This is a genomic window from Pseudomonas sp. KBN10P06128, assembly GCF_037574945.1.
GTDB lineage: Bacteria > Pseudomonadota > Gammaproteobacteria > Pseudomonadales > Pseudomonadaceae > Pseudomonas > Pseudomonas aeruginosa.
On the sequence record NZ_JBBELR010000001.1, the window covers coordinates 4,610,380 to 4,627,621 of the forward strand.

Below are 17,242 nucleotides of genomic sequence, written 5' to 3' on the forward strand. Positions count from 1 at the left end.
CTCAACCTCCTATCACCAGGCGCGCGCTGACCGTCGAGCCATCGCGGCTGGCCGAACCCAGCTGCACCGCCAACCCGGACTCGCTGAGACGCGAACGCAGCCGTTCCAGCACGTCGAAACCGGGAGCCCGCACCTGGAGGGCGACGTCACCGCGAGCGGCGCTGAAGTCCAGTTGCTCGACGCTCACCGTTGGCTCGCCGCCGATCACCGTGGCGGCCTGGCCAAGCAGGCCGAGCAACTGGCCCTCGCCGCCGCTGCTGGCGCTGTCGGCCAGGTGCTGGTCGAACTGCGCGCGCAGGTTGATCAGCTTGCGGTCCTCGGGAAACAGCTGGCGGTAGAGTTCTGCGCTCTGCGCCGCGTAGCGGTCGCCTTCGCGCTGCAACTGCCAGGCCTGGACCAGGGTAAAGCCCCATTGCAACACCAGCCACAGCCCGACCAGCCCCAGCAGCGGCCGCCAACGGCGCCACTGGCTGCTCTGCTGGCGCGCGGCGAACTCGGCCTGGGCCAGGTCGGTGCCCAGCGGCTGCTCGCTCAGCCAGACGTGCGGATTGCCCACCAGGGCCTGGACTTCCACCCCCTCCAGGGGCGCCACCTCCTGCGCGGCGAAGGCCCGCTGCGGCGGCGGGCAACTGTCGCGCAGCACCGGCCAATCCTCGCTGCCGCAGGCCAGGCGTACGGCACCGCTGCCGCCGAGCAGCCAGCGCTCTTCCAGCCAGAACAGGCAGCTGCCCTCGCCCGGCAGGCAATCGGCATCGACATGCAGCGAAGCCGGCGCCTTGCCCACGCCCTCGGCCAGCGCCAGCCAGGCGGCAAGCCAGGTGCGCTGCACGGCGAATACCCGGTGGCGGCCGTCGGCCAGCGCCGGACCAAGGGCAAGGTGCATCTGCTCGACATCGTCGGCCAGTTGTTCCTCCACCGCGAACGGCAGCGACTGGCGCAACCAGCGCGCCTTCTGCGTAGGCAGGTTCACCGCGCAGGCGGTCACCGCCTCCACCGGCAGGTACAGCCGCCAGGGCGCACGGATTTCCGCCAGCGCCTGGGCGAACGGCGCGCGCCGGCACTCGCCATCCTGCACCCACCATACCGCCAGTTCCCCATCGGCCCCCGCCGTGCTGGCGGGCGGCAGGAACAGCGCACTCACTCCACTCATCGCTCGTCCTTCTTCCAATCGTCGCCGCCCGTCGACGGGATGGGCAGGCCGCCCTGTCCCATGTCGCGGGCCATCACGCGTATCTTGCCGTCCTTGCCCCGCTGCAAGGTACTCACCAGCACCTGCCGGCGGTCGCCCAGGCTGACCTCGCTGATCACCTGGAAGTAGCGGGTGCCGACGGCATAACTGACGTTTCCGGTCTTCGAACCCAACTGGGTCAGATGCTTGGTGAAATCGTCCTTGCTCTGGAAACCTTCCCGACCGCGGGCGTCCACGATGTTTTCCGCCTGTCCCGGATCGATCTCGAACATGGCGGCCAGCACCGGCACGCTGGCGGTGTTCACGTTCAGCGGCGCATCCTCGGGCAAAGCGCTGACGAACGGCAGCAGGCGTCGATAGTCGGCTTCCGACAATTTCAGCAGGCGCAGCTCGGACACGTCCTTGAAACTGCGGTTGGCGGCGCGGTAGGCCGGCGCCTCCAGCAGGTACTGGTTGTCCTCGGCGCCTTGCTCGCCCTGCGGATTCTGGTCGGCGTCGAGCCAGTCGGCCAGCCGGTCCGGCAAGCCCTGGACGATCTCTTCCTTCATCCCCAGGGTGGCCAGCAGGCGACGGAACTGCTTCACCGAATCCGGCTTGACCTTGCGCTTGCGCACCAGCCCGTTGAGGTTGAAACGCCCGCTGGGGTCCTCGATCCGCACCCGCAGCTCGCCGCCGTCGTCCAGCTTGAACGGCGTCATCGGTCGCGCCCAGGCCTCGCCCAGGTGGTCCACCGGCTCGCGGGTATTCTCGCCGCCCTGGCGCAGGTCGCGGCGCAGCACCGCTTCCGCCAGGCGTTCGCCGCCCAGCGCATAGTGCCAGGCCTGGCGCACGTGCAACTGGTTGGCGCTGCTACGTATCGCCAACTGCTGGCGGATGATCAGCCCGGCGCAGACGATGGTCACCACCGCCACCACCAGCAGCACGGTAATCAGCGCGACGCCGCTCTGCCCGCGCCTCATTCCGGCGCCCCCGGCATGCCTTCCGGCGGCTGCGGCACCCCGCCCTCGCCGTTCTCGCCGCCCGGCTGGCCCTGCGGCTGGTCCTGCTTGAGCGGCGGATCGAGCAGACGCCAGACGCGCACCAGCTTGCCGTAGTGGCGGTGCTCCAGGGTCATCTCCACCGCCAGCGGCAGGCTTTCCAGGCGCTCCTCCTCGCTGCCTTCGTCGGTCGGCCAGTGGCCCTGCCAGTTGTGCTCCTTGTCGAGGAAGCGCCAGCTCAGCGCGGTAACCCCGTCCAGCACCTGCTGCACCCGTGGCTTGCTGTCCTGGGCGCGGTCCAGAACCAGCCAGTAGCGGCGTTCGAGGGTCTCCCCGGACAGCGACCAGCGCACCCGCTGCAGGCGCGAGCGCGCCTGGCCGAGCGGGTTGCGCCAGCCGCCACGGGTGAATTCGACGATCTGGTCGTTCTCGCCCTCGCTGAGGAAGGCGCCACGGTTATCGCCCAGTTCGTCGCGTACCGGACGTTCGACCGCCTGGGTCAGGTCGCGCTCCAGGGCGCCCATCGCCCGCACCAGCTCGCGCATGCGCTGCTCCTGCACGCGAGTCGCCTGGTCGGTCTGCATCACGCTGTCGAACATGCGGTAGGTGGCCAGGGCCAGCAGGGCGAAGATGGCGATGGCGATCAGCAGCTCGAGCAGGGTGAAGCCCCGCTGTAGCCTCATGGCTGGCTCCCGAGGAAACCGACGAGGCGCGCCGCGGCGCGTTCCTCGATGCTGCCACGCTCGCGGCCAAGGGGCTTCGCCGCGACCCAGACGATCACCCGCCGCATATCCTGCTCGGCGGTGCTGTCGACCTGGGTGCGCCACTCCCAGCGGCGCCCGGCGAACTCCAGCTCGCCCTGGTTGCGGCCGCTGGAGGGCGGCGTCTGTTCCAGTTGCAATTCGTTGAGACGGTTGTCGGCGATCCACATCGCCAGGGTCTTGTCTTCCAGTCGCGAGGCGTTCTGCAGGCTGCGCGCGCTGGCACTAAGCACGCTGGCCGCGACCATGGCGAAGATCGCCAGGGCCACCAGCACTTCCAGCAGGGTGAAACCACGCGCGCGCCTCATCGCCGCGCCACCTCGACCCGTGGCAGGCGGAAACCGTCGCTGCTCAGCGACAACGCCCGCCCCTCGGGTCCGCGCTCGGCCAGGCGCAGGTGGAACGGGCTGAGTTCGCCACTGGAAAGGATCAGCAATTGCGGCTGGTCGGTACCTTTCTTCTGCTCCTTCTCGCCCTTGCTGCCGGCCAGCACCAGCGGCTGGCCGTCCAGCTCGAAGGTCAGCTCCGCCCACTCCGGCAGGCGGTGGCTGTCGCGCGCCACCGGCAACCAGCGCGCCTTCGCTTCGTCGTAGCGCAGCACCTGATAGGCATCGCGCTCCAGGCGCAGGCCGTACTCGCGGTTGTCCAGCACGGCCTCGTCGGTCAGCACGCCGATCAGCCCGGCGAGCCGCTCGGCCTCGCTGTCCAGCTCCCGCGAGGTGCTGGCGAAGCCGGTGCTGAGCACCGCCAGGCCGATCAGCACGCTGATGATGACCATCACCACCATCAGCTCGATGAGGGTGAAGCCGCGCGAAGCCTGCATGTCCGGTCAGTTGTCCCAGTTGCCGATTTCGGCGTCGTTGTCGCTGCCGCCTTCCTTGCCGTCGGCGCCCAGCGAATACAGGTCGAACGGGCCCTTGGTGCCCGGCGCCAGGTACTGGTAGGGATTGCCCCACGGATCGACCGGCAGCTTCTTCAGGTAGCCGTCCTTGTTCCAGTTCTTCGGCTGCGGGTTGCCGGTGGGCTTCTTCACCAGCGCCTCGAGGCCCTGCTGGGTGCTCGGATAGGCGAAGTTGTCCAGCTTGTACATGTCCAGCGCGGCAGCGATGGCCTTGATGTCGCCCTTGGCCACGGTGACCTTGGCCTGGTCGGGACGGCTCATCACCTGCGGCACCACCAGGGCGGCGAGGATGCCGAGGATGACCACCACGACCATGATTTCGATCAGGGTGAAGCCCGACTGTTGGCGACGCTGCAATGGGCGGCTCTGATTCACGCGATTACCCCACGAGTTGGTTGAGAGAAAGGATCGGAAGAAGAATGGCAAGGACGATGACCAGCACCACCGCGCCCATGAATATCAGCATGAACGGTTCGAACAGGCCGACCATCAGGCCGATCTGCGCCGCCAGGTCGTTCTCCTGGTTGCGCGCGGTGCGCGCCAGCATCTGGTCCAGCTCGCCGGAGCGCTCGCCGCTGGCGATCATGTGCAGCATCATCGGCGGGAACTGCCCGGTGGCTTCCAGCGAGCGGGTCAAGCTGGCGCCCTCGCGGACCTTCTGCGCGGCCTTGACCACTTCGTTGCGGATGATCCGGTTGGCGATCACCTCGGCGGCGATCGCCAGCGCCTCCACCAGCGGCACGCCGCTGCGGGTGAGGATCGCCAGGGTCGAGGCGAAGCGCGCGGTGTCGGTGGAACGCACCAGCCGACCGACCAGCGGCACGCGCAGCAGGAAGCCATGCCAGCGCTCGCGAAAGGCATCCTTGCGCAGCGCGTAGCGGAAGCCGATCACCCCGCCGATCGCCGCGACGAAGGCCAGCGCACCCCAGGCCTTGACCCAGTCGCTGACGCCGATCAGCACGCGGGTCAACAGCGGCAGGGTCTGCCCGCTGTCGATGAACACCCGGACCACGTCGGGCACCACGTAGCCCAGCAGGAAGCCGACGATGGCCAGCGAAGCGACCATCAGGATCACCGGATAGAGCAGCGCCAGCTGGATCTTCTGCCGCGACTGCTGGCGCTGCTCGGTGTAGTCGGCAAGTTGCTCCAGCACCGGGCCGAGGTGCCCGGCATGCTCGCCGGCAGCCACCGTCGCCCGGTACAGCTCGGGAAAGGCGGTGGGAAACTCGCGCAGGCTGCCGGCCAGGCTGTGGCCTTCGAGGACCTTGGCGCGCACGGCGAGAAGCATCGACTGGATGCGCTGCGAGGTGGACTGCGCCGCGGCGGCGCGCAGCGCCTCCTCGATCGGCAACGCGGCCTGGACCAGGGTGGCCAGTTGGCGGGTTACCAATGCCAGGTCGCGCGCGGACAGTCCGCGGGCGAACGTCAGGCGCCCGCCCTGCCCGCTCTGCTCGCGGGTACGGGTGGGCTTCACGTCGAGCGGCGCCAATTGGCGCTCGCGCAGCAACTGGCGGACCTGGCGCGCGCTGTCCGCCTCCAGCACGCCCTTCTGCTGGCGACCGCTGGGGTCGAGGGCGAGGTATTCGAAGGCGGCCATTATTCCTCCCGGGTCACGCGCAGGACTTCCTCGACCGTGGTGACGCCTTCCAGCACCTTGCGCCGACCGTCGTCGCGGATGCTCGGTCCACTGGTGCGGGCATGCCGGGTCATTTCCTGCTCGGAGGATTCGTTGTGGATCAGCGAGCGCATGTGGTCGTCGAACACCACCAGTTCATAGATACCGGTACGCCCGCGATAGCCATGCTGGTGGCACTCGCCGCAGCCGCGGGCGCGATGCAGGGTCGGCGGCGCGGCGGGATCGACGCCGAGCAGCGCGCACTCGGCCTCGTCGGCGCGGTAGGGCTCCTTGCACGCCGGGCAGAGCACCCGCACCAGGCGCTGGGCCAGCACGCCAAGCATGGAGGAGGACAGCAGGAACGGCTCGATGCCCATGTCCACCAGGCGGGTGATCGCGCCGATGGCGCTGTTGGTGTGCAGGGTCGAGAGCACCAGGTGGCCGGTCAGCGAAGCCTGCACCGCGATCTCGGCGGTCTCCCGGTCGCGGATCTCGCCGACCATCACCACGTCCGGGTCCTGCCGGAGGATCGCCCGCAGGCCGCGGGCGAAGGTCATGTCGACCTTGGCGTTGACCTGGGTCTGGCCGATGCCCTCCAGGTGGTATTCGATCGGATCCTCGACGGTGAGGATGTTCCGCGTGCGGTCGTTGAGCGTGGTCAGGCTGGCGTACAGGGTGGTGGTCTTGCCCGAGCCGGTGGGGCCGGTGACCAGCAGGATGCCGTGCGGCTTGCGCACCGTTTCGTCCATCAGCTTGCGGTCGCGCTCGCTCATGCCCAGGTGTTGCAGGTTCAGGCGCCCGGCCTGCTTGTCGAGCAGACGCAGCACCACCCGTTCGCCGTTGGCCGAGGGCAGGGTCGAGACGCGGATGTCCACCTCGCGCCCGCCGACCCGCAGGGAAATCCGCCCATCCTGGGGAATACGCTTCTCGGCGATGTCCAGCCGCGCCATGACCTTGATCCGCGATACCAGCAGGGCCGCCAGCTCGCGCTTGGGCTCCAGCACCTCGCGCAGCACGCCGTCGACGCGGAAGCGCACCACCAGGCGTTTCTCGAAGGTTTCCAGGTGGATGTCCGAGGCGTTCTCGCGGATCGCCTCGCCGAGGATCGCGTTGATCAGGCGAATGATCGGCGCGTCGTCCTCCTGCTCCATCAGGTCCTCGGTTTCCGGGACCTGGTCGGCCAGCGCGGCGAGGTCCAGGCTGCCGCCGAGGTCCTCGGCGAGCTGCATGGCCGCCGAGGAGTCGTGCTGGTAGGAGGCCGCCAGGGCCTGGTTGAAGGCGTCCTCGCCGAGCGCCTTGAGCGGCAGGCGGCGGCCGGCGAAGCGCTGCGCCTCGGCGATCGCCGCCAGCTCCACCTGCGGCCGGCAGGCCAGCCAGTACTGCTCCTCCAGGCACAGGAACAACAGGCCCTGGCGCTTGGCGAAGCTGAACGGCAGACGCCGTGGCGGTGCGGCCGGCGCGGCGATGTCGGGTAATGGGGCTGTCATCATGGATGCCTTATAGCGGTAACCTTACAGAAGTATCTTGGTCGTATATGACCACTGAACGGTTACCGTCAGTATTGTTAGTTGTTAGTCGTTTTGTGCGGCCGATCCCGAGTTCCTCTTGCAGAAGTATCCTGGCGAGCCGTTATCTTAAGCACAAGCGTGCCTGGCCCGGCCAGTCACACCTATTGATAGAAGTAGGTAGCCTACCGGCAACGAACTGCTATGATCCCTCGGCGATCTTCAGACATAACGATAAAGACCAGGAGTGATGTATTGCCTTTCTCCGGCGCCTCTTCCCGCTGGCTGCAGCGGTATGCCCCGGCCCTTCTGGCTGTTGCCCTGATCATCGCCATGAGCATCAGCCTCGCCTGGCAGGCGGCCGGCTGGTTGCGCCTGCAACGCAGCCCGGTAGCCGTCGCCGCCTCGCCGGTCAGCCACGAGTCGATCCGCAGCGATCCGACCCGCCTGGCGCGCCTCTTCGGCACCAGCGCCCAGGACCCCAACGCCCCGCCACCGGCCACCAACCTCGACCTGGTGCTCAAGGGCAGCTTCGTCCAGAGCGATCCCAAGCTGTCCAGCGCGATCATCCAGCGCCAGGGCGACAAGCCGCACCGCTACGCGGTCGGCGGCGAGATCAGCGACGGCGTGAAGCTGCACGCGGTCTACCGCGACCGCGTCGAACTGCAGCGCGGCGGGCGCCTGGAAAGCCTGCCCTTCCCGCACCGTTCCGGGGGACTGCTGGCCAGCGCGGACGACATTACAAGCGAGAACGACTCGATCGAACAACTGCAAAGCCTGCAGGATGAGAACGCTGCAGCATTGCGCGAGCGCCTGGACGCCTTGCGCCAGCAAATGGAAGCCACGCCCATCGCAGAACCCGCCGAAGAAGACTCGAGCGAGCCCACGACCACGCCTACGGAAAGCGACTGACCCGATGTCCCAGCCTTTGCTCCGCGCCCTGTTTGCCCCTTCCAGTCGTTCGTACGTTCCCGCCGTCCTTCTCAGCCTGGCCCTCGGCATCCAGGCGGCGCACGCCGAAGACAGCGGCGGGAACGCCTTCGTCCCGGCCGGCAACCAGCAGGAGGCGCACTGGACGATCAACCTCAAGGATGCCGACATCCGCGAATTCATCGACCAGATTTCCGAAATCACCGGCGAGACCTTCGTCGTCGACCCGCGGGTCAAGGGCCAGGTCAGCGTGGTCTCCAAGGCCCAGCTCTCGTTGAGCGAGGTCTACCAGTTGTTCCTCTCGGTGATGAGCACCCACGGCTTCACCGTGGTCGCCCAGGGCGACCAGGCGCGCATCGTGCCCAACGCTGAGGCCAAGACCGAGGCCGGTGGCGGCCAGAGCGCGCCGGATCGGCTGGAGACGCGGGTGATCCAGGTGCAGCAGAGCCCGGTATCGGAACTCATCCCGCTGATTCGTCCGCTGGTCCCGCAATATGGCCACCTCGCCGCGGTGCCTTCGGCCAACGCGCTGATCATCAGCGACCGCAGCGCCAATATCGCGCGAATCGAAGACGTGATCCGCCAGCTCGACCAGAAGGGCAGCCACGACTACAGCGTGATCAACCTGCGCTACGGCTGGGTGATGGACGCCGCCGAGGTGCTCAACAACGCCATGAGCCGCGGCCAGGCCAAGGGCGCGGCGGGCGCCCAGGTGATCGCCGACGCGCGCACCAACCGCCTGATCATCCTCGGCCCGCCGCAGGCGCGCGCCAAGCTGGTGCAACTGGCGCAGTCGCTGGACACCCCGACCGCGCGCTCGGCCAACACCCGGGTGATCCGCCTGCGCCATAACGACGCCAAGACCCTCGCGGAAACCCTCGGCCAGATCTCCGAAGGCATGAAGAACAACGGCGGCCAGGGCGGCGAACAGACCGGCGGCGGCCGACCGAGCAACATCCTGATCCGTGCCGACGAAAGCACCAACGCCCTGGTCCTGCTGGCCGACCCGGATACGGTCAACGCTCTCGAAGACATCGTTCGCCAGCTCGACGTGCCGCGTGCCCAGGTATTGGTGGAGGCGGCCATCGTCGAGATCTCCGGCGACATCCAGGATGCCGTCGGCGTGCAATGGGCGATCAACAAGGGCGGCATGGGCGGAACCAAGACCAACTTCGCCAATACCGGACTGTCCATCGGCACCCTGCTGCAATCGCTCGAGAGCAACAAGGCACCGGAATCCATCCCCGACGGCGCCATCGTCGGCATCGGCAGCAGCAGCTTCGGCGCGCTGGTCACCGCGCTCTCGGCCAACACCAAGAGCAACCTGCTGTCGACCCCGAGCCTGTTGACCCTGGACAACCAGAAAGCGGAGATTCTGGTCGGCCAGAACGTACCGTTCCAGACCGGCTCCTACACCACCAACAGCGAAGGTTCGAGCAACCCGTTCACCACCGTGGAGCGCAAGGATATCGGCGTCAGCCTCAAGGTCACTCCGCACATCAACGACGGCGCGGCCCTGCGCCTGGAGATCGAGCAGGAGATCTCGGCCCTGCTGCCCAACGCCCAGCAGCGCAACAATACCGACCTGATCACCAGCAAGCGCTCGATCAAGAGCACCATCCTCGCCGAGAACGGCCAGGTGATCGTGATCGGCGGCCTGATCCAGGACGACGTTTCCCAAGCCGAGTCGAAGGTTCCCCTGCTCGGGGACATCCCATTCCTCGGTCGCCTGTTCCGTTCCACCAAGGACACCCACACCAAGCGCAACCTGATGGTCTTCCTGCGTCCTACGGTGGTCCGCGACAGCGCCGGTCTCGCCGCGCTCTCGGGCAAGAAATACAGCGACATCCGAGTCATCGACGGCACTCGCGGCCCGGAGGGACGACCCAGCATCCTGCCGACCAACGCCAACCAGTTGTTCGATGGACAGGCCGTCGATCTGCGCGAACTGAAGACGGAATAACGGCGCCATACCGGCAAGGCGGCCTCATACGAAAAAAAGGCGCTGCTCCTTTCGGAACAGCGCCTTTTCCGCATCTCCCCGCCAACTCAGTCGAGGTAGACCATTTTCCGGGTCATGCCGCCATCGACCAGGAATTCCTGGCCGGTGACGAAACCGGCGTCCTCGGAGAGCAGCCAGGCCACCAGCGACGCGACATCCTCCACCGTTCCGACCCGGCCGACCAGGTGTTGGTCGTGGTCCAGCTCGGTCAGCGGCGCAGCCTCGCGCTCGGCGGCCTCGCGGGTATCGATCCAGCCGGGGCTGAGCGCATTGACACGGATCTCCGGGCCCAGGCTGGCGGCCAGGGCATGGGTCAGCGCCAGCAACCCGCCCTTGCTCGCGGCGTAGGCCTCGGAGTCAGGCTCCGACTGGTGGGCACGAGTCGAGGCGATGTTGACGATGGCGCCGTTGTGCGCGCGCAGATAAGGCGTGCAGTACTTGGCCAGCAGCATCGGACCGGTCAGGTTGACCGCCAGGGTGCGGGTCCACTCGCCGAGGCTCAGCGCCTCCAGCGGCGTATTGCGCGGATTGGCGATGGCGGCGTTGCAGACCAGGCCGTCGAGGCGGCCGAACTGACCGAGCACCTCGGCCACGCTCATCGCCACCTGGCCCTCCTGGGCCACGTCCATGGCCACGAACCAGGCGTGCTCGCCCAGCGCCTCGGCCACCCTGGCACCGCGTTCACGGTCGTTGTCGGCAAGCACTACCTGCCAGCCCTCGGCGATCAGCCAGGCACTGATGCCCAGGCCAATGCCCCGGGCCGCCCCGGTGACCAGGGCGACCTTGCCGTTGCCTCGCAGATTGGGTTCGATCACAGCGCGGCCAGCCCCCGGGCCATGTCGGCCTTGAGGTCGTCGAGATCTTCCAGGCCGACCGCGACCCGGATCAGGCTGTCGCCGATCCCGGCGCGCGCGCGGTCCTCGGGGGACAGCCGACCGTGGGAGGTGGTCGCCGGGTGGGCGATGGTGGTCTTGGTGTCGCCCAGGTTGGTGGTGATCGAGACCATCCGGGTGGCGTCGATGAAGCGCCAGGCGGCATCGCGCCCGCCCTTCACGTCGAAGCTGACGACCGCGCCGAAGCCACTCTGCTGGCGCCGAGCCAACTCATGCTGAGGATGGCTCTGCAGGCCCGCGTAGTAGACCCGCTCGATGCCCGGCTGGTGCTCCAGCCATTCGGCCAGGGCCAGGGCACTGGCGCTGTGCGCCTGCATGCGGATACGCAGGGTTTCCAGGCCCTTGAGGAACAGCCAGGCGTTGAACGGGCTGAGGGTCGGTCCGGCGGTGCGGAGAAAGCCGACCACTTCCTTCATCTGCTCGCCGCGACCGGCGACCACCCCGCCCATGCCCCGGCCCTGGCCGTCGATGTACTTGGTCGCGGAGTGGATCACCACGTCCGCACCGAGCTTCAACGGCTGTTGCAGCGCCGGCGTGCAGAAGCAGTTGTCCACCGCCAGCAGTGCGCCATTGGCGTGGGCGATCTCGGCCAGCGCGGCGATATCCACCAGCTCGGCCAGCGGGTTGGATGGCGACTCGACGAAGAACAGCTTGGTATTCGGCTTGCACGCCGCCTCCCAGGCCGCGAGATCGCTCAACGGCGGATAGTCGACCTGGATGCCGAAGCGCTTGAAGTACTTGTCGAACAGGCTGATGGTCGAGCCGAACACGCTGCGCGAGACCAGCACGTGGTCGCCGGAGCTGCACAGGCTCATCACCAGGGCGAGGATCGCCGACATGCCCGACGCCGTGGCCACCGCCTGCTCGGCTCCTTCGAGGGCGGCGATGCGCTCCTCGAAGGTGCGTACCGTGGGGTTGGTGTAGCGCGAATAGACGTTGCCCGGCACTTCGCCGGCGAACCGCGCGGCCGCGTCGGCGGCGGTGCGGAAGACGTAGCTGGAGGTGGTGAACAGCGCCTCGCCGTGCTCGCCCTCCGGCGTCCGCCGTTGCCCGGCGCGAACCGCCAGGGTGTCGAAGGCCGCGCCTTCCAGGTCGCTGTCGAGACGCCCGGCATCCCAGTCCTGAGTCATGCCGCTCTCCCCTTTGTCAGTCGTTGTACAGATCGATGATCGCGCTGACCGCCTGGCTCTTGGCCTTGGTCGCATCGTTGCGCGCCTGTTCGATCCGGTTCAGGTAGGCCTCGTTGACGTCGCCGGTCACGTACTCGCCGTCGAACACGGCGCAGTCGAAGTGATCGATCTTGATCTTGCCGCCGCCGACCGCATCGATCAGGTCGGGCAGGTCCTGGTAGACCAGCCAGTCGGCGCCGATCAGCTTGCTGACGTCCTCGGTGCTGCGATTGTGCGCGATCAGCTCGTGCGCACTCGGCATGTCGATGCCGTAGACGTTGGGGTAGCGCACGGCCGGCGCGGCGGAGCAGAAGTAGACGTTCTTCGCCCCGGCCTCGCGGGCCATCTGGATGATCTGCTTGCAGGTGGTGCCGCGGACGATGGAGTCATCCACCAGCATCACGTTCTTGCCGCGGAACTCCAGCTCGATGGCGTTGAGCTTCTGCCGCACGGATTTCTTCCGCGCCGCCTGGCCGGGCATGATGAAGGTGCGGCCGATGTAGCGGTTCTTGACGAAGCCCTCGCGGAACTTCACGCCGAGCCGGTTGGCCAGTTCCAGCGCCGCGGTGCGGCTGGTGTCCGGGATCGGGATGACCACGTCGATGTCGTGGTCGGGACGCTCGCGGAGGATCTTGTCGGCAAGCTTCTCGCCCATGCGCAGGCGCGCCTTGTACACCGAGATGCCGTCCATGATCGAATCCGGACGCGCCAGGTAGACGTGCTCGAAGATGCACGGCGCGTATTTCGGCGCCTTGGCGCACTGGCGGGTGTAGAGCTTGCCTTCCTCGGTGATGTACACCGCCTCGCCCGGCGCCAGGTCGCGGATCAGGGTGAAGCCGAGTACGTCCAGGGCCACGCTCTCGGAGGCGATCATGTATTCGACGCCATTCTCGGTATGCCGCTGGCCGAAGACGATCGGACGGATCGCATTGGGGTCGCGGAAACCGACGATGCCGTGGCCGGTGATCATCGCCACCACCGCGTAGCCGCCGACGCAACGGTCGTGCACGCAGGAAACCGCGGCGAAGATGTCCTCCTCGGTGGGCTGCAGCTTGTTGCGCACCGCCAGCTCGTGGGCGAACACGTTGAGCAGCACTTCCGAGTCGGAGTTGGTGTTCACGTGGCGCAGGTCGGATTCGTAGATTTCCTTGGCCAACTGCTCGACATTGGTCAGGTTGCCGTTGTGCGCCAGGGTAATGCCGTAGGGCGAGTTGACGTAGAACGGCTGCGCCTCCGCCGAGCTGGAGCTGCCGGCGGTCGGGTAACGCACATGGCCGATGCCGACGCTGCCGATCAGGCGCTGCATGTGGCGCTGCTGGAAGACGTCGCGGACCAGGCCGTTGTCCTTGCGCAGGTACAGCTTATCGTCATGGCAGGTGACGATACCGGCAGCGTCCTGGCCGCGATGTTGGAGGACGGTGAGCGCGTCATACAGCGCCTGATTGACGTTCGACTTGCCCACGATACCGACGATGCCACACATGTGACGCAACCCCTACTTGGCTCAAGCTGGAAAGATGGGAAGCGCGATCGGTCCGTCCCGGACCATCGAGCTGACCAGGGCCTCGTGGGCCGCTGGCTCCCGCGAATCGGCGACCTTCGCCGCCGACTGGCTCGCGGCACGTCCTGTGCCGCCGGCGCCGCGCCATCGACGCGCCGCCCTGGAAAACCGCGGGACTTGGCCTCAGCCAGTGTCCCGCCAAAATCACTGGCTGGGAAGCAGCCCGCCGATGCCGCTCGGCGGCGTTATCGGCGCGGCCGGCAACCACTGGCCGGCGAAACCGAGAATGAAGTTCTTCGACCAGTCGGCAACCATCAGGAAATGCGGCATCAGCACCGACTGCTGCCACCAAGGGTCCTGCTGTACCGGGGCCAGGCTGAGCAGGCCGACCAGCAGCACGACCAGCAGTACGCCGCGCGCACCGCCGAAGACCATGCCGAGGAAGCGGTCGGTGCCGGACAGGCCGGTGACCCGGATCAGTTCGCCGATGAGGTAGTTGACCAGCGCCCCGAGCAGCAGGGTCGCGATGAACAGCAGCGCGCAGGCTGCGATGATGCGTGCCGAGGGGGTCTGGATGTATTCGCCCAGGTGCTGCGCCAGCGCCCCGCCGAACATCCAGGCCACCGCGCCGGCGACTATCCAGGTAAGCAGGGACAAGGCTTCCTTGACGAAGCCGCGACTCAGACTGATCAGGCTGGAAACGACGATGATGGCGACCATCGTCCAATCGACCCAGGTAAATGCCACTATGCAGCCCACAAGCAGAAAAGGCGCTGCATTTTAGCAGAGCGCGCCCGCGACGGTAAGCCGCGGGTCGCGGTCAACCGCGTTCCGGCTGGAAGCGCACGACGAAGCCGTTGAGCTTCTGCTGCTTGCTCAGCTGGTCGCGCAGGCGATCCGCCTCGGCGCGCTGGATCACCGGCCCGACGAAGACCCGGTTCATCCCGTCGAAGCTGCGGATGTAGGCGTTGTAGCCCTGGGAGCGCAGGGTCTTCTGCAGTTCCTCGGCGCGCGCCCGGTTGGACAGGCTGGCAAGCTGTACCGACCAGCTCTGCGGCAGGTTGTTGGCGTCCAGGCGCTTCTCCGCGGGCGGCGGGCTCGGCGGCGCAGCGGGCGGTTGCGGCTGGCTTGGCGGCGGGCTGGCGGCCGGCGCCTGGGTCTGGGCAGGCGGCGGGGTCGCCGGCAGGCCGCCGATCGGCTGGCTGGGCTGGCCGGCGGCGGCCGGGGAGCCTTCCTCGACGATCTCGGGAGCGATGTCTTCTTCGCCGGGCTGCAGTTCCGGCACCTCGGTCGGCTGCACCTCGACACTGGGCATGGCCGGCGCTTGCGGGCGCGGCGGCGCTTCCACCACGACCTGGCGCGACTCGTCTTCGCGGGTGAACAGCATCGGCAGGAAGATCACCGCCAGGGCGATCAGCACCAACGCCCCGACGATGCGCTGCTTCAGCCCTCTTTCCAGCAAGGCCATGGTTTACTCCCCCTTATCCGTTCTACGGGCCAGCCACTCCAGGCCTTCGGCCACGCTATAGAACGATCCGAACAGCAGAATGACATCATCCGCGGTAGCCTTGGCGCACTGCGCGTCCAGGGCAGCGGCGATATCCGCATGGCTGCTCGCCGGAACCTGGCGCAGGATCAGCGCCGCCTCCAGCTCCGCGGCCGGCCGCGAACGCGGGGTCGGCAACGGTGCAACGGCCCAATCCTGCACCAAGCCGGTCAAGGGTTCCAGTACGCCATCCAGGTCTTTGTCCGCCAGCAGGCCGAAGACCGCCAGGTAGCGTCCTCGTGGCGCTGCGGCACGCAGGCGTTGCGCCAGGTACTGGGCGGCCTGGGGATTGTGCCCGACGTCCAGCAGGAGCTGGCGTGGCTGGCCGTCCCAGGACAGGTCGCGGCGATCGAGGCGACCGGTCACCCGGGTCCGCCGCAGCGCCTCGGCCAGGCGCTCCGCCTGCCAGGGCAACTCGAGCAACGCGTAGGCCTGCAGGGCCAGCGCGGCGTTTTCCATGGGCAACCCGAGCAACGGCAGATCGTGCAGCGCCAACGCCTGGCCGTCCGCGGCCAGTCCGCGCCAGTGCCAGCCATGATCGACGAGCGCCAGATCGTAGTCGCGACCGCGCAGGTAAAGCGGTGCCCCCAGCGCAGTCACCTGCTCCAGCAATGGCTGCGGGGGATCGAGATCGCCGCACAGGGCCGGTTTGCCGGCGCGTAGGATACCGGCTTTCTCGAAAGCCACGCTTTCGCGGGTATCGCCCAGCCACTCGGCATGGTCCAGGCCGATGCTGGTGATCAGCGCCAGGTCGGCGTCGATCAGGTTGACCGCATCCAGGCGCCCGCCAAGGCCGACTTCCAGCACCGCGAAGTCCAGCCCGGCGCGCTCGAACAGCCAGAAGGCGGCCAGCGTGCCCATTTCGAAATAGGTCAGGGAAATCTCGCCGCGTGCGGCCTCCACCGCGGAGAAGGCGTCGCACAGTTGCGCATCGCCGGCCTCGACGCCATCGATCCGCACCCGCTCGTTGTAGCGCAGCAAGTGCGGCGAGCTGTAGACCCCGACCGACAACCCCTGCTCACGCAGCAGTTCGGCGAGCAGGGCGCAGGTAGACCCCTTGCCGTTGGTCCCGGTAACGGTGACCACGCGTTTCGCCGGCCTTCCCAGGCCGAGCCGGCGCGCTACCTCGCGGGAACGCTCCAGGCCCATGTCGATGGCCGTCGGATGGAGTTGTTCGAGATAGCTCAGCCAATCGGCCAGGGAACGCTGGGTCATGCGGATACGGGGCTCGGCGAATGAGTGAAGGCCGACAGCAGATTGGCCAGGCGCGGCCGCAACTCGGCACGATGCACGATCATGTCGATGGCGCCATGCTCGAGGAGGAACTCGCTACGCTGGAAGCCTTCCGGCAGCTTCTCGCGGACGGTCTGCTCGATCACGCGGGGACCGGCGAAGCCGATCAGCGCCTTGGGTTCGCCGACGATCACGTCGCCGAGCATCGCCAGGCTGGCGGAAACGCCGCCGTAGACCGGGTCGGTCAATACCGAGACGAACGGGATGCCTTCTTCGCGCAGGCGCGCCAGGACCGCCGAAGTCTTGGCCATCTGCATCAGCGAGATCAGCGCTTCCTGCATGCGCGCGCCGCCGGAGGCGGAGAAGCAGATCAGCGGGCAGCGCTTCTCCAGGGCGACGTTGGCCGCGCGAACGAAGCGCTCGCCGACGATGGCGCCCATCGAACCGCCCATGAAGGAGAACTCGAAGGCGCAGGCGACCACCGGCATACCCTGCAGCTTGCCGCTCATGGCGATCAGCGCGTCCTTCTCGCCGGTGTCCTTCTGTGCCGCGGCGAGGCGATCCTTGTACTTCTTGCTGTCGCGGAATTTCAGGCGGTCCACCGGCTCGAGGTCAGCACCCAGCTCCTCGCGACCGTCCTCATCGAGGAAGATGTCCAGGCGGGTACGCGCGTTGATGCGCATGTGGTGGTCGCACTTCGGGCAGACATCCAGGGTCTTTTCCAGCTCCGGACGGTACAGCACGGCTTCGCAGGACGGGCATTTGTGCCACAGGCCTTCCGGTACCGAACTCTTCTGGGACTCGGAACGCATGATGGAAGGGATCAGCTTGTCTACCAGCCAGTTGCTCATGCTCTTTGTTCTCCAGTGCAAGGTCGGGATGGCCGCACCGATCCGGTGACGGCGTCCCTGAGCAAATTCATCTTCGTGACCGCCGGCAGCGGTGGGCCCCACGGCTGCGAAGCGTTTCGCGGCCTGTCCCATCCCCCGCCTGCGCGGTCACCTGGGCGATACCCGGCGA

The 17,242-nt window shown here is 67.5% G+C and carries 17 protein-coding genes; 2 read left to right on the forward strand and 15 right to left on the reverse strand.

The genetic code is table 11. The features are described from left to right. Position 1: 1 nt before the first annotated feature. From xcpY to xcpR, 8 genes are read right to left on the reverse strand one after another with little or no spacing between them, the layout of a single operon-like run. Positions 2-1,150 carry a GspL family type II secretion system protein XcpY gene (gene xcpY / locus VQ065_RS21515; protein ID WP_003091370.1) on the reverse strand — a complete coding sequence of 383 codons (1,149 nt, stop codon included), beginning with the start codon at positions 1,148-1,150 and terminating at the stop codon, positions 2-4. Next, positions 1,147-2,148: a GspK family T2SS minor pseudopilin variant XcpX gene (gene xcpX, locus VQ065_RS21520; protein ID WP_003091371.1), complete on the reverse strand. Its 1,002-nt coding sequence runs from the start codon at positions 2,146-2,148 to the stop codon at positions 1,147-1,149. Before xcpX ends, xcpY begins: the two co-directional genes overlap by 4 nt. After that, on the reverse strand, positions 2,145-2,849 hold the full coding sequence (gene xcpW, locus VQ065_RS21525; RefSeq protein ID WP_003091372.1) for a GspJ family T2SS minor pseudopilin variant XcpW: 705 nt from the start codon (positions 2,847-2,849) through the stop codon (positions 2,145-2,147). Before xcpW ends, xcpX begins: the two co-directional genes overlap by 4 nt. Then, positions 2,846-3,235 carry a GspI family T2SS minor pseudopilin variant XcpV gene (gene xcpV / locus VQ065_RS21530; RefSeq protein ID WP_003091373.1) on the reverse strand — a complete coding sequence of 130 codons (390 nt, stop codon included), beginning with the start codon at positions 3,233-3,235 and terminating at the stop codon, positions 2,846-2,848. Before xcpV ends, xcpW begins: the two co-directional genes overlap by 4 nt. Further along, positions 3,232-3,750, reverse strand: a complete 519-nt coding sequence (gene xcpU / locus VQ065_RS21535; protein WP_003091374.1) for a GspH family T2SS minor pseudopilin variant XcpU — start codon at positions 3,748-3,750, stop codon at positions 3,232-3,234. The genes xcpV and xcpU overlap by 4 nt, the downstream gene beginning before the upstream one ends. Positions 3,751-3,756: 6 nt before the next feature. Continuing rightward, positions 3,757-4,203 carry a GspG family T2SS major pseudopilin variant XcpT gene (gene xcpT, locus VQ065_RS21540; protein WP_003130409.1) on the reverse strand — a complete coding sequence of 149 codons (447 nt, stop codon included), beginning with the start codon at positions 4,201-4,203 and terminating at the stop codon, positions 3,757-3,759. A gap of 4 nt (positions 4,204-4,207) precedes the next feature. Then, a complete protein-coding gene (gene xcpS, locus VQ065_RS21545) occupies positions 4,208-5,425 on the reverse strand; it encodes a GspF family T2SS innner membrane protein variant XcpS (RefSeq protein ID WP_003091376.1) in 1,218 nt (405 codons plus the stop codon). Next, positions 5,425-6,933: a GspE family T2SS ATPase variant XcpR gene (gene xcpR / locus VQ065_RS21550; RefSeq protein WP_003091377.1), complete on the reverse strand. Its 1,509-nt coding sequence runs from the start codon at positions 6,931-6,933 to the stop codon at positions 5,425-5,427. Before xcpR ends, xcpS begins: the two co-directional genes overlap by 1 nt. Before the next feature lie 219 nt (positions 6,934-7,152). On the opposite strand from xcpR, the gene xcpP reads away from it, so the two are divergent. Both xcpP and xcpQ read left to right on the forward strand, forming a co-directional pair. Then, complete coding sequence (xcpP, locus tag VQ065_RS21555; RefSeq protein WP_003119750.1) at positions 7,153-7,860, forward strand: type II secretion system protein N; 708 nt, start codon at positions 7,153-7,155, stop codon at positions 7,858-7,860. 4 nt (positions 7,861-7,864) lie between these two features. Further along, positions 7,865-9,841 carry a GspD family T2SS secretin variant XcpQ gene (gene xcpQ, locus VQ065_RS21560; protein WP_003091380.1) on the forward strand — a complete coding sequence of 659 codons (1,977 nt, stop codon included), beginning with the start codon at positions 7,865-7,867 and terminating at the stop codon, positions 9,839-9,841. An 86-nt stretch (positions 9,842-9,927) separates the two neighbouring features. Here the strand turns inward: xcpQ and VQ065_RS21565 are convergent, their stop codons facing one another. The 7 genes from VQ065_RS21565 to accD form a co-directional block, all read right to left on the reverse strand. After that, positions 9,928-10,695, reverse strand: a complete 768-nt coding sequence (locus VQ065_RS21565) for an SDR family oxidoreductase (RefSeq protein WP_003091381.1) — start codon at positions 10,693-10,695, stop codon at positions 9,928-9,930. Beyond that, positions 10,692-11,903: an O-succinylhomoserine sulfhydrylase gene (locus VQ065_RS21570; RefSeq protein ID WP_003091382.1), complete on the reverse strand. Its 1,212-nt coding sequence runs from the start codon at positions 11,901-11,903 to the stop codon at positions 10,692-10,694. The genes VQ065_RS21565 and VQ065_RS21570 overlap by 4 nt, the downstream gene beginning before the upstream one ends. A 16-nt stretch (positions 11,904-11,919) precedes the next feature. Continuing rightward, positions 11,920-13,425, reverse strand: coding sequence for an amidophosphoribosyltransferase (gene purF / locus VQ065_RS21575; protein WP_003091383.1), 1,506 nt, complete (start codon positions 13,423-13,425; stop codon positions 11,920-11,922). A 222-nt stretch (positions 13,426-13,647) separates the two neighbouring features. Next, complete coding sequence (locus tag VQ065_RS21580) at positions 13,648-14,190, reverse strand: CvpA family protein (protein WP_003113932.1); 543 nt, start codon at positions 14,188-14,190, stop codon at positions 13,648-13,650. Positions 14,191-14,263: 73 nt separating this feature from the next. Continuing rightward, the gene (locus VQ065_RS21585) at positions 14,264-14,911 is read right to left on the reverse strand and encodes an SPOR domain-containing protein (protein ID WP_011666600.1); all 648 of its coding nucleotides are present in this window, start codon (positions 14,909-14,911) and stop codon (positions 14,264-14,266) included. 3 nt (positions 14,912-14,914) lie between these two features. Further along, positions 14,915-16,204 carry a bifunctional tetrahydrofolate synthase/dihydrofolate synthase gene (folC, locus tag VQ065_RS21590; protein ID WP_003091387.1) on the reverse strand — a complete coding sequence of 430 codons (1,290 nt, stop codon included), beginning with the start codon at positions 16,202-16,204 and terminating at the stop codon, positions 14,915-14,917. Beyond that, a complete protein-coding gene (gene accD, locus VQ065_RS21595) occupies positions 16,201-17,073 on the reverse strand; it encodes an acetyl-CoA carboxylase, carboxyltransferase subunit beta (protein ID WP_003104199.1) in 873 nt (290 codons plus the stop codon). Before accD ends, folC begins: the two co-directional genes overlap by 4 nt. Positions 17,074-17,242: the final 169 nt, after the last annotated feature.

Excerpts from the sequence above, each read along its gene's own strand:
- xcpX (WP_003091371.1), bottom strand. The coding sequence starts at position 2,148 with ATGAGGCGCGGGCAGAGCGGCGTCGCGCTGATTACCGTGCTGCTGGTG.
- VQ065_RS21585 (WP_011666600.1), bottom strand. The coding sequence starts at position 14,911 with ATGGCCTTGCTGGAAAGAGGGCTGAAGCAGCGCATCGTCGGGGCGTTG.
- purF (WP_003091383.1), bottom strand. The coding sequence starts at position 13,425 with ATGTGTGGCATCGTCGGTATCGTGGGCAAGTCGAACGTCAATCAGGCG.
- xcpW (WP_003091372.1), bottom strand. The coding sequence starts at position 2,849 with ATGAGGCTACAGCGGGGCTTCACCCTGCTCGAGCTGCTGATCGCCATC.
- accD (WP_003104199.1), bottom strand. The coding sequence starts at position 17,073 with ATGAGCAACTGGCTGGTAGACAAGCTGATCCCTTCCATCATGCGTTCC.
- xcpS (WP_003091376.1), bottom strand. The coding sequence starts at position 5,425 with ATGGCCGCCTTCGAATACCTCGCCCTCGACCCCAGCGGTCGCCAGCAG.
- xcpY (WP_003091370.1), bottom strand. The coding sequence starts at position 1,150 with ATGAGTGGAGTGAGTGCGCTGTTCCTGCCGCCCGCCAGCACGGCGGGG.
- VQ065_RS21570 (WP_003091382.1), bottom strand. The coding sequence starts at position 11,903 with ATGACTCAGGACTGGGATGCCGGGCGTCTCGACAGCGACCTGGAAGGC.
- xcpP (WP_003119750.1), top strand. The coding sequence starts at position 7,153 with ATGATCCCTCGGCGATCTTCAGACATAACGATAAAGACCAGGAGTGAT.
- xcpR (WP_003091377.1), bottom strand. The coding sequence starts at position 6,933 with ATGATGACAGCCCCATTACCCGACATCGCCGCGCCGGCCGCACCGCCA.
- xcpV (WP_003091373.1), bottom strand. The coding sequence starts at position 3,235 with ATGAGGCGCGCGCGTGGTTTCACCCTGCTGGAAGTGCTGGTGGCCCTG.
- xcpQ (WP_003091380.1), top strand. The coding sequence starts at position 7,865 with ATGTCCCAGCCTTTGCTCCGCGCCCTGTTTGCCCCTTCCAGTCGTTCG.
- folC (WP_003091387.1), bottom strand. The coding sequence starts at position 16,204 with ATGACCCAGCGTTCCCTGGCCGATTGGCTGAGCTATCTCGAACAACTC.
- xcpU (WP_003091374.1), bottom strand. The coding sequence starts at position 3,750 with ATGCAGGCTTCGCGCGGCTTCACCCTCATCGAGCTGATGGTGGTGATG.